The 13,700-nt window shown below is 64.1% G+C and carries 15 protein-coding genes; 13 read left to right on the forward strand and 2 right to left on the reverse strand.

Annotated features, from left to right (window positions below; genetic code table 11):
• Positions 1-150: 150 nt before the first annotated feature.
• Together LH20_RS07060 and LH20_RS07065 are read left to right on the forward strand one after the other, a co-directional pair.
• Entirely contained in the window at positions 151-657 is a 507-nt protein-coding gene (locus tag LH20_RS07060; protein WP_053556149.1) for a MarR family winged helix-turn-helix transcriptional regulator, read from the forward strand.
• A gap of 71 nt (positions 658-728) precedes the next feature.
• Positions 729-1,304, forward strand: coding sequence for an NADPH-dependent FMN reductase (locus LH20_RS07065; RefSeq protein ID WP_053553600.1), 576 nt, complete (start codon positions 729-731; stop codon positions 1,302-1,304).
• On the opposite strand, the gene LH20_RS07070 is transcribed toward LH20_RS07065, so the two are convergent.
• Entirely contained in the window at positions 1,301-1,756 is a 456-nt protein-coding gene (locus LH20_RS07070) for a MarR family winged helix-turn-helix transcriptional regulator (RefSeq protein ID WP_053553601.1), read from the reverse strand. The two genes, LH20_RS07065 and LH20_RS07070, sit on opposite strands and share 4 nt — an antisense overlap.
• Positions 1,757-1,903: 147 nt before the next feature.
• On the opposite strand from LH20_RS07070, the gene LH20_RS07075 reads away from it, so the two are divergent.
• From LH20_RS07075 to LH20_RS07100, 6 genes are read left to right on the forward strand one after another with little or no spacing between them, the layout of a single operon-like run.
• Entirely contained in the window at positions 1,904-3,538 is a 1,635-nt protein-coding gene (locus LH20_RS07075) for a long-chain-fatty-acid--CoA ligase (protein WP_053553602.1), read from the forward strand.
• 30 nt (positions 3,539-3,568) lie between these two features.
• Positions 3,569-4,699: an alpha/beta hydrolase gene (locus tag LH20_RS07080; protein ID WP_053556150.1), complete on the forward strand. Its 1,131-nt coding sequence runs from the start codon at positions 3,569-3,571 to the stop codon at positions 4,697-4,699.
• A gap of 1 nt (position 4,700) precedes the next feature.
• Entirely contained in the window at positions 4,701-5,678 is a 978-nt protein-coding gene (locus LH20_RS07085) for a phosphotransferase family protein (protein WP_235527145.1), read from the forward strand.
• On the forward strand, positions 5,675-6,973 hold the full coding sequence (gene eno / locus LH20_RS07090; protein ID WP_053553604.1) for a phosphopyruvate hydratase: 1,299 nt from the start codon (positions 5,675-5,677) through the stop codon (positions 6,971-6,973). The genes LH20_RS07085 and eno overlap by 4 nt, the downstream gene beginning before the upstream one ends.
• Positions 6,970-7,890: an NAD(P)-dependent oxidoreductase gene (locus LH20_RS07095; RefSeq protein ID WP_053553605.1), complete on the forward strand. Its 921-nt coding sequence runs from the start codon at positions 6,970-6,972 to the stop codon at positions 7,888-7,890. Before eno ends, LH20_RS07095 begins: the two co-directional genes overlap by 4 nt.
• Complete coding sequence (locus tag LH20_RS07100) at positions 7,890-8,582, forward strand: alpha/beta fold hydrolase (protein WP_158501114.1); 693 nt, start codon at positions 7,890-7,892, stop codon at positions 8,580-8,582. The genes LH20_RS07095 and LH20_RS07100 overlap by 1 nt, the downstream gene beginning before the upstream one ends.
• A 34-nt stretch (positions 8,583-8,616) precedes the next feature.
• Here the strand turns inward: LH20_RS07100 and LH20_RS07105 are convergent, their stop codons facing one another.
• Positions 8,617-9,384: an SDR family NAD(P)-dependent oxidoreductase gene (locus LH20_RS07105; protein WP_053553607.1), complete on the reverse strand. Its 768-nt coding sequence runs from the start codon at positions 9,382-9,384 to the stop codon at positions 8,617-8,619.
• Between the two features lie 107 nt (positions 9,385-9,491).
• Here LH20_RS07105 and LH20_RS07110 point away from each other — a divergent pair, with 107 nt between their 5' ends.
• Genes LH20_RS07110 through LH20_RS07130 form a run of 5 tightly spaced genes read left to right on the forward strand, consistent with a single transcriptional unit; the run spans position 9,492 to position 13,648 of the window.
• Positions 9,492-10,787, forward strand: coding sequence for a spinster family MFS transporter (locus LH20_RS07110; RefSeq protein ID WP_053553608.1), 1,296 nt, complete (start codon positions 9,492-9,494; stop codon positions 10,785-10,787).
• Complete coding sequence (locus LH20_RS07115; RefSeq protein WP_053553609.1) at positions 10,784-11,671, forward strand: SDR family NAD(P)-dependent oxidoreductase; 888 nt, start codon at positions 10,784-10,786, stop codon at positions 11,669-11,671. The genes LH20_RS07110 and LH20_RS07115 overlap by 4 nt, the downstream gene beginning before the upstream one ends.
• A gap of 12 nt (positions 11,672-11,683) precedes the next feature.
• Positions 11,684-12,079: a nuclear transport factor 2 family protein gene (locus LH20_RS07120; protein ID WP_053553610.1), complete on the forward strand. Its 396-nt coding sequence runs from the start codon at positions 11,684-11,686 to the stop codon at positions 12,077-12,079.
• A 10-nt stretch (positions 12,080-12,089) separates the two neighbouring features.
• Complete coding sequence (locus LH20_RS07125) at positions 12,090-12,737, forward strand: carboxymuconolactone decarboxylase family protein (RefSeq protein ID WP_053553611.1); 648 nt, start codon at positions 12,090-12,092, stop codon at positions 12,735-12,737.
• Positions 12,734-13,648, forward strand: a complete 915-nt coding sequence (locus tag LH20_RS07130; RefSeq protein WP_053553612.1) for an SMP-30/gluconolactonase/LRE family protein — start codon at positions 12,734-12,736, stop codon at positions 13,646-13,648. Before LH20_RS07125 ends, LH20_RS07130 begins: the two co-directional genes overlap by 4 nt.
• Positions 13,649-13,700 lie beyond the last annotated feature (52 nt).

Below are 13,700 nucleotides of genomic sequence, written 5' to 3' on the forward strand. Positions count from 1 at the left end.
TCGGCAATTCAGGCTTTGTCCAATGGTATCGCGGGCTTGTCGCACCGTTTTGGCGACGAAGCGCCTTGTCGCGCGACCCTTCGGCCTCTAAGGTTCATGCCGAGGCGGGCCACGTACCCGCTAGCAAAAATGGCCGAAGGGGAATGGAAATTGGCCAAGAAAGCCCAAAGCTATCGGCACCCCGCCGAATTTTACACCAACCCGGAAAACAGTATCGGCTATCTGGCGCGAGTGGTGTTCCGCTCCTTCTCGCGGCTTCTTGAACGCCGCACGCTTGCTTATGACGTATCGGCGGGTCAGTGGCGCTTCCTGCGCCAGCTGTGGCGCGAGGATGGCATCACCCAGCGCGAGCTCAGCGAGCGGGTCGGAATGCGCGAACCCACCACGGTCGTTGCGCTGAAGGGCCTTGAGAAGGCAGGCTTCATCACGCGAAGGAAGACCGAGGACGATCGGCGCAAGACCTTCATTTTTCTGACCCCGCACGCAAAGAAGCTCGAGCTCACTCTTGCACCCATGAACGCCGAGATTCATGAGATTGCAACGCGCGGGATGACCGACGAAGAGGTCGAAACGCTGCAGTCGTTGATGCGCCGCGTGATCGAAAATCTGGCCGATGAAACGCAAAAATTGGCCGTGCTTTCGGATGTGAAGGCCTGAGCATCGCGAGGAGTTGCGTTCCCGACCCCGAATAAGTTAGTATTCTAACGAATATGGGGTCAGGAGGAACAATGACAAAGATTGCGGTAATCGTCGGCAGCACGCGCGAGGGGTCGTATAATCAGGCGCTGGCGAGGCTCGCGGCCGCGCGGCTCGAGGCACATGGTGCAAGGGTGACGGCGCTCGATCTCGCGGCGCTCGACCTGCCCATATATTCGGAGGCGCTCGAGAAAGAAGCGTTTCCGCCAGGCGCGCTCGCGCTCAAGCAGCATCTCCTCGAGCAGGACGGGGTGCTGTTCGTCTCGCCCGAATATAATGGATCCGTGCCCGCGCTGCTCAAGAACGCCATCGACTGGGCGTCGCGCCCGACAGGCGATGAGAGTCTGGTCGCGTTGACCGCCTTTCGCGGTAAGGCGGCTGCGATCATGTCGGCCTCGGTCAGCCCTTTTGGCGGCCTGCGCGGGCTCGCGCATCTCAGACAGATCCTGAACACGATCCAGATGGTCGTGATCCCCGAGCAGGTGCTGGTTCCGCTCGCCCATACAGGCTTTGACGACGAGGGCGAGCTCAAGGAGCCGCTTCCCGCTTCGCTGGTCGACATGACCGCTGCCCGGCTGGTCAGGGTCGCGGCCGCCCTCGCGGCCTAGCTGCCGGGTGAAGGGGCGGCAGGCTTTCGCTCGATATTGTCGCCCCAGTCCGCCTCGAGGGCGGCCATCAACGCATCGAAGCGGTCCTGCCCGAGCCGTGCAGCAATTTGCGCTGACAGCGCGTCCATCGAACGCTGCGCGTCCTCGCGCATCCGGGCGCCAAGGTCGGTCAGCGATACGATCATGTTGCGCCGATCGCTGGGATCGACGTCGAGCCTGACGATGCCGAGCTTGACCATCTGGTTGATCGTGCTGTGGATTGCCTGCCGCGAAACGCCCAGGTTGCGTGCGATGTCGGACGGGCGCACGATGCCGCTGACGATGTTCGTCATCACCATCGACTGCGGCCGGTTTACATCGGGCCAGCCGTGGTCATGGAGCCGCGCCTGCAGTCCCTCGTCGAGCCAGCAGAAGCGTTGGAAGAGGGCGATGATTAGCTGATTGGTGCGCATGAAAAGCCGCGATAATCTCCATTTGCCGGCGAAGCGCCAACGGCGCCACGCTAGAAGAAGGCCCGCCGCGAGGCAAGCGGAGCGGCATTGCAATGACAAAATGCTTAGTATACTATCTATTGGTGCGACAGGGGAAAGAGGAGCCGCATGGACGGATTGATGCAGAATGTGCCGCTGACGGTCGACCGGATCCTCGACCATGCGGCCGGCTGGCACGGCGCGCGCGAGATCGTGTCGCGCGACGCTGAGGGGCTTGTGACCCGCTCGACCTATGCCGCCATCCGCGCCGATGCGAAGCGCGTGTCGAACGCGCTCGCCGCCGAGGGTATAAAGATCGGCGACCGGGTGGCAACGATGGGATGGAACGGTGCGCGGCACCTGGCGGCCTGGTATGGCGCGGCGGGGATGGGCGCGGTGCTCCATACGCTGAACCCGCGGCTATTCCTGGAGCAGATCGCCTATATCGCAAACCACGCTGGCGACCGGCTGCTGCTTGCCGATCCCGTCACTGCGGAGCTCGTCGAGCAATTGCTGCCGCAAGTCCCCTCGATCGAGAAGGTGATCTTTTTTTGCGATCGCGCATCGCTCCCCCGGACGCGCTTTCCCGCCATTGCCTTTGACGATTGGATCGCGGGGCTGCCGGCCGAATATGCCTGGGGCGGTTTCGACGAAAATGCCGCTTGCGGCCTCTGCTATACCAGCGGCACGACGGGCAATCCAAAGGGCGTTCTCTATTCGCACCGCTCGAACTATATCCATGCCTTGATGACGTTGCAGCGCGACGCACTTGCGCTCTCGGCCCGCGATACCGTGCTGCTTGTCGTGCCCATGTATCATGCCAACGCCTGGGGCGTGGTCTATTCAGCCCCGGCGGTCGGCGCGAAGCTCGTGCTCCCGGGGCAGCGGATGGACGGCGAATCCATCTATGACCTCATCGAAAAGGAAGGGGTGACCTATTCGGCTGCGGTGCCGACCGTCTGGCAGATGCTGCTCCAGTATATGCAGGAAAATGGCAAGCGCTTCACGACCCTTGAACGTGTCACGATCGGTGGGTCGGCATGTCCTGAATCGATCATTCGAACGTTCCGCGACGATTATGGCGTCGATGTCATCCAGGGGTGGGGCATGACCGAAACCTCGCCGCTCGGCACGGTCTCGGTCCCCAATGCGTCGGTCGCGGCGAAATCCGAACCCGAGCAGATGGCGTACAAGCTGAAGCAGGGCCGCCTCCTCTGCGGCCTCGAAATGAAACTCGTTGACGATGCGGGCAATCGTCTGCCGCACGACGGCAAGACCCCTGGACGGCTGATGGTCAAGGGACCGACGATCGCACGCGCCTATTTTGGCGGCGAGGGCGGGGATGTGCTCGATGCCGAGGGCTTCTTCGACACCGGCGACGTGAGCACGATTGACGCTGAAGGCTATATGCAGATCACGGACCGCGCGAAGGATGTCGTCAAATCGGGCGGCGAGTGGATCAGCTCGATCGAAATCGAGAATATCGCGATGGGCCATCCCGCGGTTGCCAATGCCGCCGTCGTGGGCGTCGCTCATCCGAAGTGGGACGAGCGTCCGATCCTTCTTTGCGAACTGAAACCCGGGGCGGCGGCAACGGCCGACGATCTCAAGGCCTTTCTCGACGGCAAGATCGCGCGCTGGTGGATGCCCGACGACGTGCTTTTCGTCGAGAGTATTCCGCTTGGCCCCACCGGCAAGATCGACAAGAAAGCGATCCGCGCAGGGCTCGAAGGCTATGAGCTTCCGTTTGACGCGGCCCGCTGAAATTCAAGCAGACAATCAGGAGTGACAATGATGGTGGACCCCAATGGGATCGAGGGACTGGACGCGCAATTTATCGGCCGCGTGTCGCCGACCGCGCCCCGCATCCAGGCGGGCGGGCATCCCTGCCAGGGAATTTACTGGACCGAGACTGGCAAGCGCCCGAAGGTCGCGATCATCGCCACCCATTATAATGTCGATTTTTCCGAACATTACATCGCTCCCTATTTCGCACGCCAGGGCTTTGGTTTCCTCGGCTGGAACACGCGCTACCGCGGATTTGAGGACCAGTTTCTCCTCGAGCATGCGATCCTCGACATTGGGGTGGGCATGAAATGGCTGAAGGAGGAGGCAGGCGTCGAACAGATCGTCATCCTCGGCAATTCGGGTGGCGGCTCGCTGATGGGCGCCTACCAGGCCGAGGCGATTGCGCCGACCCTGACCGATCGCTTGCCCGCTGTGGGACAGGATGCGCTGGCCGAGCTCATCAAGGGCGATCTGTACATAAGTTTCAATGCGCATCAGGGGCGTCCCGAAGTTCTCACCGACTGGATGGACGCCTCGGTGATCGACGAAAATGATCCGGTCGCGACCGACCCGCAGCTCGACCCCTTCAACCCCGACAATGGTCCGCCCTACTCGGCCGAGTTCATTGCGAAATATCGCGCCGCGCAGCGTGCCCGCAACCAGCGGATCACCGACTGGGCGAAGGCCGAGCTCAAGCGGCTGAATGACGCCGGGATTCCCGATCGCATCTTCCCGATGTTCCGCTGCTGGGGCGACATCCGCTGCGTAGATCCCGCCATCGACCCATCGGACCGCAAGCCCAACTGGTGCTATCGCGGGGACCCCGCAGTTGCGAACCGCACGCCGAGCATCGGCCGCTCAAACACGATCAAGACATGGCTCAACATGTGGAGTCTCGAAACATCGCCCTGCCAGGGCCAGCCGCACCTTGCAAAGCACGACACACCTGCGCTCGTGGTCCAGGGAACCGCCGATACCGGCGTTTTCCCCAGCGACGCGCGCAAGATCTTCGACTTCCTGGGCACGAGCGACAAGCAGCTGGAATTGATCCCCGGCGCCCATTATTTCGAGGATTCGATCGAAGAACGCCAGAATGCAGCCGATCTCGTCGGCGCTTGGATCCGGCAGAAGCTCTGACGTGACGACGAGCGCCGACATCGCCGAGCAATTGCGCGCCGCAGGGCTCGCGGACGAGGGTGACATCGTCCTCGCGCCGCTGACCGGCGGCGTCTCGTGCGATGTCTGGAGGGTCGACACGCCCTCGGGCCCGATCGTCGTGAAACGCCCGCTTGCACAGCTTCGCGTCGCTGCCGAATGGCACGCACCCGTCGAGCGCGGGACGAGCGAAGTTCGCTGGCTCAGGCGCGCCCGCAAGGTCAACCCCGCGATCGCGCCCGAGGTGCTTGCTGAACTGCCCGGGCACGCCTTTGCCATGCGCTACCTTCCCGGCTGTCCGGTGTGGAAGGACGAATTGATGGCGGGGCGGATCGACCGCGACTTTGCGGCGCAGGTCGGTGAGGGCATCGCTGCGGTTCACGCCGCAACGGCGGCGAGCGCGTGCGACCGCGCCGCCTTTCCCAACGACGAGATGTTCGCTGCCCTGCGCATCGATCCCTTCCTGCTCCATGTCGCCAAGCAGGATGAAGAACTTTCGCCTGCGCTCGGCGCGCTCGCCGACGATCTTGCCTCGCGCAAGATTGCGCTCGTCCACGGCGACGTCAGCCCCAAGAATATCCTCGTGAGCGCCAAGGGCCCCGTGTTCCTCGACGCTGAATGCGCGGTCTATGGGGATCCGGCCTTCGACCTTGCCTTCTGCACGGCGCATTTGCTCCTGAAAGCGGTCTGGGCGGACGATGCGCGGCTCAACGAGGCGGCGGCGGCCCTCGTTGCAGCCTATCGCGCCCGGATCGACTGGGAAGATGCCGGGGATCTGCTGCTCCGGACGGGCAAGCTCACCGCGGCCCTCCTTTTGGCCCGGGTCGAGGGCAAATCGCCCGCACCCTATCTCACCGACCCTGAACACAGGCGCATCGTGCGCGACCAGGCGCGCGCCCTGGTCCTCGCACCCGAAGCCGTCGATGCGCTTGTCTCTCAATGGAAAAGGACCTTTGCATGACCTCGCGTATCGCCTCCGTCACCGGCCGCCAGCTTTGGGATTCGCGCGGCCGGCCCACCGTCGAGGCCGAGGTGCTCCTTCAGTCGGGCGCCGTGGGCCGCGCTATTGCGCCCGCGGGCGCCTCGCGCGGTGCGCACGAGGCGATCGATCTTCGCGATGGCGGCACGGCCTTTGGCGGCTTTGGCGTCAACCGCGCGGTTGCCGGCATCGGATCGGAGATCGCGCATGCCCTTGCCGGCATGGACGCGGACGACCAGGCCGCGATCGATGCCACTTTATGCGCGCTCGACAATACGACGAACAAGGCGCGGCTCGGCGCCAATGCCATCGTCGCGGTCTCGATGGCCGTGCTCCATGCCGCCGCCGCCCATGCGCGCGAACCGCTGTGGCGCTATCTTGCAAAGGGCAGGAAAGTGCGCATCCCGCTGCCCGAGATCCAGATTTTCGGGGGCGGCGCGCACGCTGGGCGCCGCACCGACGTTCAGGATTTCATGGTCATGTGCCCAAAAGCCGGAAGCTTCCGCCGCGCACTCGAGATCACCGGCGACGTCTATCGCGCGGCCGGGCGTCTGATGGAAACAAAGGGGCCGCTTTCGGGCGTCGCCGATGAGGGGGGCTGGTGGCCCAATTTCGCCTCGAATGAGGATGCGCTCGACACGTTGACAAAAGCGATCGAGGCGAGCGGGCACCGCCCGGGCGAGGAGGTGTTCATCTCGCTCGACATCGCAGCGAACGAGCTTGGCGATGCGGGCGGATATGAACTCGCGCTCGATGAGGGACGCCTCTCGGGCGAGGCGATGGCCGCGCGGATTGTCGAATGGGCGCAGCGCTATCCGATCCTGTCGATCGAAGACCCCGCAGGCCAGGACGACTGGACGACGATGGCCGCCGTCACTGCCGAGATCGGCGATCGGGTCCAGATCATCGGCGATGATGTGCTCGTCACCAATGCATCTCGCGTCGAACGCGCGGCCGAGGCCGGGGTGTGCAACGCGGCGCTGATCAAGGTCAATCAGGTGGGGACCGTAACCGAAGCCAAGGTGGCGCTCGATGCCGCGGCCGCGCGCGGTTGGGGCACGATCGTCTCGGCGCGCTCGGGCGAAAGCGAGGATGTCACCATAGCGCATCTCGCAACCGGCTGGGATGCCGGACAGTTGAAGGTCGGCAGCTTCACCCGCTCCGAGCGCATGGCGAAGTGGAACGAGGTGCTGCGCATCGAGGAGGCGATGGGCCCCGAAGCCGAATTTGCCGGCTTCTCGGCCTTCGCAGGGGCTATCGGCCGGGTGGTCGCATGATCGTTCTGCACGCCCGTCCAAGCCCGGGCTTTCGCGAGGCGGTGGATGCGATTTTCGGGGCTGGGGTCGTCGTCCATGTCGACGAGGCGGCGCCGCTCGACGCGGTGGCCCCCGACATTCGTGCGCTGCTTCACGTCCTCACCCCCGTGACGCCCGAATTCATCGCCTCGGCGCCGAAGTTGAAGCTGATCCAGAAGCTTGGCGTCGGCGTCAACACGATCGCGCTCGATGCTGCGCGCGAACACGGAGTCGCGGTTTGCAACATGCCTGGCACGAACAGCCAGGCGGTCGCCGAGATGGCGCTCTCGCTGATGATGGCCGTCTTGCGCCGAACATGCTTCTTTGACGCGCGAACGCGGGCGGGCGAAGGGTGGAGCGCTGACCCTTCCGAACTTGATCAGGTCGGTGAGATCGGCGGGCGCACTGTCGGGCTCGTCGGCTTTGGCCATTCGGCGCAACTCTTGGCACCGGCGCTAACGGCGCTGGGGGCAAAGATCGTCTATACGGCGCGCTCCCCGCGCGACGTCGCTTATGAATTTTGGCCGCTCGACCGGCTGCTTGGCGAGAGCGATATCGTATCGCTGCACATCCCCCTCACTGACGAGACGCGCAGCAGCATTGACCCCTTCGCGATGAAAAGGGGCGCGGTGCTCGTCAATACGGCGCGCGGCGAACTTGTCGATGAAGCAAAACTCGTCGAGGCGCTGTCTTCGGGTCACTTGCGCGGCGCCGGGCTCGATGTGTTTGCCGAGGAGCCCCTGCCGCGCTGCAACCCGCTCTTCGGCCTCGCCAACGCAGTGCTCGCCCCGCATATTGCCTGGCTCACTCCCGAAACGCTCGCGCGCAGCCTGCGGGTTGCGCACGAAAATTGCCGCCGCCTCGCCGCGGGCGATCCACTTCTCCATCAGGTGGTATGATGTCGCTTCCCATTGTTCTCATGACCGGCCAGCTTCTGACCGATGCCGTGTGGCAGCCCCTCACCGATGCCTGGCAGGGCCGCGAGGTGATTATCGCCGATAATCAGAGCGACGACAGCATTGCAGGATTTGCGCAGCGGCTGCTCGGCAATGCGCCGGAAAAATTTATTCTCATCGCGCACGCGATGGGCGGCTTTGTCGCCTTTGAAGTGATGCGCCGCGCGCCCGAACGCGTCGCAAAGCTCGCGCTCATCTCGACGCTCGCCTCGGCAGATGGCCCGGCGCAGACCGCAAGGCGTCAGGGCTATATCGACCTTGTCGAACGCGGCGCTTTTGCGCAGGTTGTCGAGGAACGCATCCCGATCCTGTTTCCCGAAGAGAAGCGCGAGGACGAGCGGCTGCTCGGAATCGCGCGGCAAATGGCGGCCGATACGGGCGCCGAGACCTTCCTTGCCCAGCAGCGCGCCATCATGGGGCGGATCGACAGCCGCCCGCGCCTCGGCGAGATCAAGGTGCCGACCCTGCTCATCTGGGGCGAGAAGGACGGCATCACGAGCCGTGCGCACCATGAGGAGGTCAGGGATGCCATCGCCGGGGCGCGGCTCGAGGTTGTGCCCGGGGCGGGGCACCTGCCGACGATCGAGGCGCCCGAGATCGTGGAGCCGCTGCTGAAAGCCTTCATCGATCGATAGACAAGGCCGCCCAGCCGGGGAAAGGCAAGGGGGGCTAGAGGGTGTCCGCATGCCCCCATTGATAGTCGATTTTCCCGTTGAGCCGCCGCACCGCGACCCAGTCGCCTCCTGCAAGGCTGTCGTCCTCGATCAACGCGATCACGCCCTCGGCAATGTCTTGAGGCGCGCAGGCTTCATTGCTCGCGAGCACGGCCTTCATCCACTCCGACTTGCCCCCTGCGCCGGTGGTATCAAGGATCGGCGTGGCGACGAGCCCCGGCAGCATGCCCGCCACGCGGACACCGCATTCCTCCTTCAAGGGCGCGCAGCAGCGCGTGAACATCATCACCGCCGCCTTGGTGGTCGCGTACAGCGTGTCATGAAAGCCCGTGCCGAGCGCGACGGTCGAGACGGTGTTGACGATAACGCCGCCGCCGCGCCTTCGCATCGCCTGCACCGCGACCTGTGTCGCGGCAATCAAGGCCGTCAGATTGACATCGATGATCGAGCGGATGCGCGCTGCGTCGACGTCCGGGAATTGCGGAAGGCCCGAGACGACGCCGGCGTTGTTGTGCAATATGTCGACCTCGCCGTGCGCGGCGAACCAGGCTTCGGTCGCACGAATGTCGGCGAGGTCGAGCACGTTGACGGTGGCGCGAGAACCCGCTGCCTCGACCAGCCGCGCGGTATCAGCGAGCGCGGATTCCTTGATGTCGACGAGCGCAATCTCGATCGCGCCCCGCGCTGCCAGCATGACCGCGGTTGCGCGCCCGATGCCGCTCGCCGCGCCCGTCACGATCGCCTTCTTGCCTGCGATTTCCATGGGCTTCCTCTCTCTGGTTCGTCGATTGACCGTAAAGCACATTGACAGATAAACTTAAATACCTAAGCATTTTTGGCGAAGCAGAATCGCAAAAAATGGGGAGAAACATGACGCAGGCTGGGCTGGTCGAAGCAGGCACCGTGCCATCGGGCGGCTCGCTCGCGGTGCGGCGCAATCTCGCGCTTGCGATGCTGTTCCTCGTGGGCACGATCAATTTCGTCGATCGTCAGCTGCTTTCGGTGCTTGTCGAGCCGATCCGGAGCGAAATGCAGTTCAGCGATACCCAGTTCGGGCTGCTTACCGGGCTGGCCTTCGCGCTCTTCTACGCCGCGATGGGGGTGCCGGTCGCGATGATCGCCGACCGCTGGAACCGGGTAAAGCTGATCGGTATGGCATGCGTCGTCTGGAGTGGTTTCACTGCGGCGTGCGGCATGGTGTCGAACTTCTGGCAACTGGCCCTGATGCGCTTCGGTGTCGGCGCGGGTGAGGCCGGGGGAACCGCACCGTCGCTATCGGTGATCGCCGACCTCTACCCCCCGGCGCAGCGCCCGCTTGCGATCGGTCTCTTCACGCTCAATGGCCCCTTTGGCGTATTCGTCGGTGCTGCCTTTGGTGCCTGGGCGGCCGCCAATATCGGCTGGCGCGGTGCTTTCATGGTTATCGGCGGGGTCGGGATCGTCGTCGCGCCCCTCCTGATATGGCTGGTGCGCGAACCCGCCCGCGGCGCGATGGACGCCCAGAAGACCGCCGATGAAGCGCTTCCATTCGCGCAGAGCCTCGCGATGTTCTGGCGCCGCGCGTCGCTGCGCATGGTCCTGATCGGCAGCGGGCTTGCCGCCTTTGTAAGCTATGGCATGCTGAACTGGATCCCCGCTTTCCTGATGCGCACGCAGGGCATGCCGCTCGAGGCGATGGCGACCTGGTTCGCCCCTGCCGCGGGGATCACCTTTGGGGTCGGTATTCTGGGGGGCGGCTGGCTCGTCAGCCACGCCGCGAAGCGATCGCCGCGCGCCTATGGCGCGATCCCGGCGCTCGCCACCGCGGTGCTGATCCCGACCTTTGCCGCCGCGCTTCTTGTCGAAAGCTGGCAGATATCGCTGGCGCTGATGCTTGTTCCGATGGCGGCGTGCACAGCCTATGTCGCTCCCGCGCTCGCCCTCGTCCAGAACCTGACGCCGCCGCGCAGCCGCGCGACCGCCGCTGCTGTGCTGATGTTGATGTTCAACATCGTCGGCCTTGGCCTTGGTCCGCTTTTCATCGGCGTCGTCAGCGACGCGCTCAAGCCCGCCCATGGCGATGAAAGCCTCCGTTGGGCGCTGATGACGATTGTCCCTTTCGCGCTCGCAGCGGGCCTCGCGCAATTCGCGATGACCCGCCATCTCGACAGGGATTTCGCCGAATGACCAGGGTGAGCGGAAAGACCGCATTCATCACCGGCGGCGCGAGCGGGATTGGCCTTGCCACTGCACGCGTGCTGGGCGAGAGGGGGGCGCGCGTCATTCTGGCCGACATCGACGGCGCCGGCGCGCGAAGAGCGGCACAGAGTCTTCGCGCCGAAGGGCGCGACGCGCTCGGCCTCGAGCTTGATGTAACCGACGAGGCAAGCTGGGCGAAGGCGGGCGATGCAGCGCGCGATTTCGGGGCGGTGCGAATCCTGTTCAGCAATGCCGGGGTCGGCGGCGGATCGGGACCTTTTGAGCGTTATGACACCGAGGTGTGGCGCTGGAACTACGCGGTGAACGCGCACGCGCATCTTTATGCCTGCCGTACCTTCCTCGGCGAGATGAAGGCGAGCGGCGAGCCCGGCCATCTGGTCATTACCTCGTCGATGGTCGCGATCGTGCCGCCTCCGATCTCGGTTGCATATATCAGCTCCAAATATGCAGCGCTGGGCATTGCAATGGCGCTTCGCAACGAACTGGCCGAAACCTCGGTCGATATTTCGGTGCTGATGCCGGGAATGTCCGCGACGCGGATCGTCGAGACGACGCGCGATCTTCGGCCAGCCCCTCAGGAGGTCGGTACGGCCGCGGCGACCAGCCAGGCGATGCAGGGCGTTCTTGCGGGCGGCATGTCGCCGGACCGGATCGCAGAGCGCGTCGTCGATGCGATCGAGAAGGGCGAATACTGGATTTTCACCCATCCCGAATGGAAGGCGATGGCCGAACTGGTGACGCAGGATATGCTCGCTGCCTTCGGCCCCTCGGCCGACCCGGGGTACGAGGGTGACGATATCGATGGACTGATCCGGGCCAATGGCGGCCGAATGTTCGGCGCAAAATCTTAAGAGGAGAGGATCATGGCGGAACTCGACGATATCCAGACTATGGCGAAGCGCTTCTTCGATGCGATCGAGGCAGGCGATATCGAAACGATGCGCAACAGCTTCACCCCCGATGCCGAAATCTGGCACAACACCGATGAGAAGATTGTCACCCCCGCGCAGACCGCCGAGACGCTGACCGGCATGGTCGCGCGGATCAAGGACCGTGAATATGCCGAAAGGCGGCTCACCGTCTTTCCCGGCGGCTTCGTTCAGCAGCACGTCCTCAAAGGGCGGCGCATTCATGACGATGGCGAGGTGCGCCTCCCCTGCGCAATCGTGTGCAAGGTCGTAAATGGCAAGATCACCCGTCTCGACGAATATTTCGATTCAGCGCACGTCGCCGAGTTCCGCAAATTTGCAAACGCCTGAGGAGATTTCGATGCCCGTACTTCGCCAAGTCCCCCGCTCGGAGGTCACTGACGAAACCGTTCTTGCCTACTACAATCGCCTTTTCGGCGATCGCGATCCCGTGGCGGAGCCCGGCACCGCGACGGGCACGCCCGGCGACTGGTGGACCGTCTTTGCGCTTTCGCCCGATATTTTCGAGCATGCCGTCAAGGGCTTTGCCGTCTATCGCAACCCCGCGCGCACGATCGACCCCGTGCTTCGCGAGCTCGGCCAGACGCGCGCTGGATGGGTGAAAGGCAGCCAGTTCGTCTTTTCGCAGCATTGCAAATCGCTCCGCGGTCTCGGCGTCAGCGAGGAAAAGATCGCGGCCATTGCCTACTGGACGGTCGCAGACTGCTATAATGAACAAGAGCGCGCGGTCCTAGCCTATGCCGACTGTTTGAGCCAGGCTGGCGGGCGCGTTCCGCTCGAAGTGTTCGACAAGCTCAAGACCTTCTGGAATGACGAGCAAATCTTCGAATTTACCTACATTACCTGCCTTTACGACATGCATGCGGTGATCACCCGGGCGCTGCGCATGGAATATGACGCGCGCGAGGATCCGATCGTGGAGATCGCAGCGCCCGAGGGCTTCAGTGCCGCTGACTTCCTCAGCGCACCGCGGTCGCAATCCGAATGAGCGGCTTTGGCGAGCCCGAGGTTGTTGCGAGCGGCCTTCGCTTTCCCGAAGGCCCCGTGCCGATGGCTGACGGATCCGTTCTGCTCGTCGAGATCGCGCGCGGCACGCTGACCCGCGTGGCGGCTGATGGCAGCCTCACGGTTGTCGCCGATCTCGGCGGCGGACCGAACGGGCTCGCTCTCGGCCCCGACGGGGCTGCCTATGTTTGCAACAATGGCGGGTTCCAATGGGTCGAGGCCGGGCCGCTGCTGTTCCCGGGCCATGCGGCGCATGACGCAGCGTGCGGCTCGATCCAGCGGGTCGATCTCGTGACCGGGGCCGTCACGACCCTCTATGATCATTTCGAGGGCGAGGCGCTCAAGGGGCCGAACGATATCGTCTTCGATGGCGAAGGCGGCTTCTGGTTCACCGATCACGGGCAGGTCCGCGCGCGCGGCCGCGATCATGGCGCGATCTATTATGCCCGGGCTGATGGCTCGCATATCAGCCGACAGCGCGCCGAGGTGATGGGTCCAAATGGGATCGGCCTCTCGCCCGACGGGCGGACGCTCTATGTCAGCGAGACGATGACAGCGCGGGTGTGGGCGATGGACGTCGTCGCGCCCGGCGAACTCGCGCCGCCGGGCGCCTGGTCGCCCGGCCGCTATGTCGGCACGCCGCCCGCTTTCCGTTTGCTCGACAGTCTCGCGGTCGAGGAGAGCGGCCGGATTTGCGTCGGCACGATGGTCGAAGGCGGGATCACCATTTTCGATCCCGAAGGGGGCGCGTCCGATTTTCTGCCGCTTCCGGACATCGGGATCACGAACATCGCCTTCGGCGGTGCCGATCGCCGCGACGCTTATATCACCGCCTCGACGACGGGCACGCTCTATCGTGTGCGTTGGCCCCGGCCGGGACTGGCATTGCGATAACCGTCAATTTAATTGACAGTTATCGCTCAAACTGATAAGACATGAATGGAGA

The sequence above is a fragment of the Sphingopyxis sp. 113P3 genome, assembly GCF_001278035.1.
Lineage (GTDB): Bacteria > Pseudomonadota > Alphaproteobacteria > Sphingomonadales > Sphingomonadaceae > Sphingopyxis.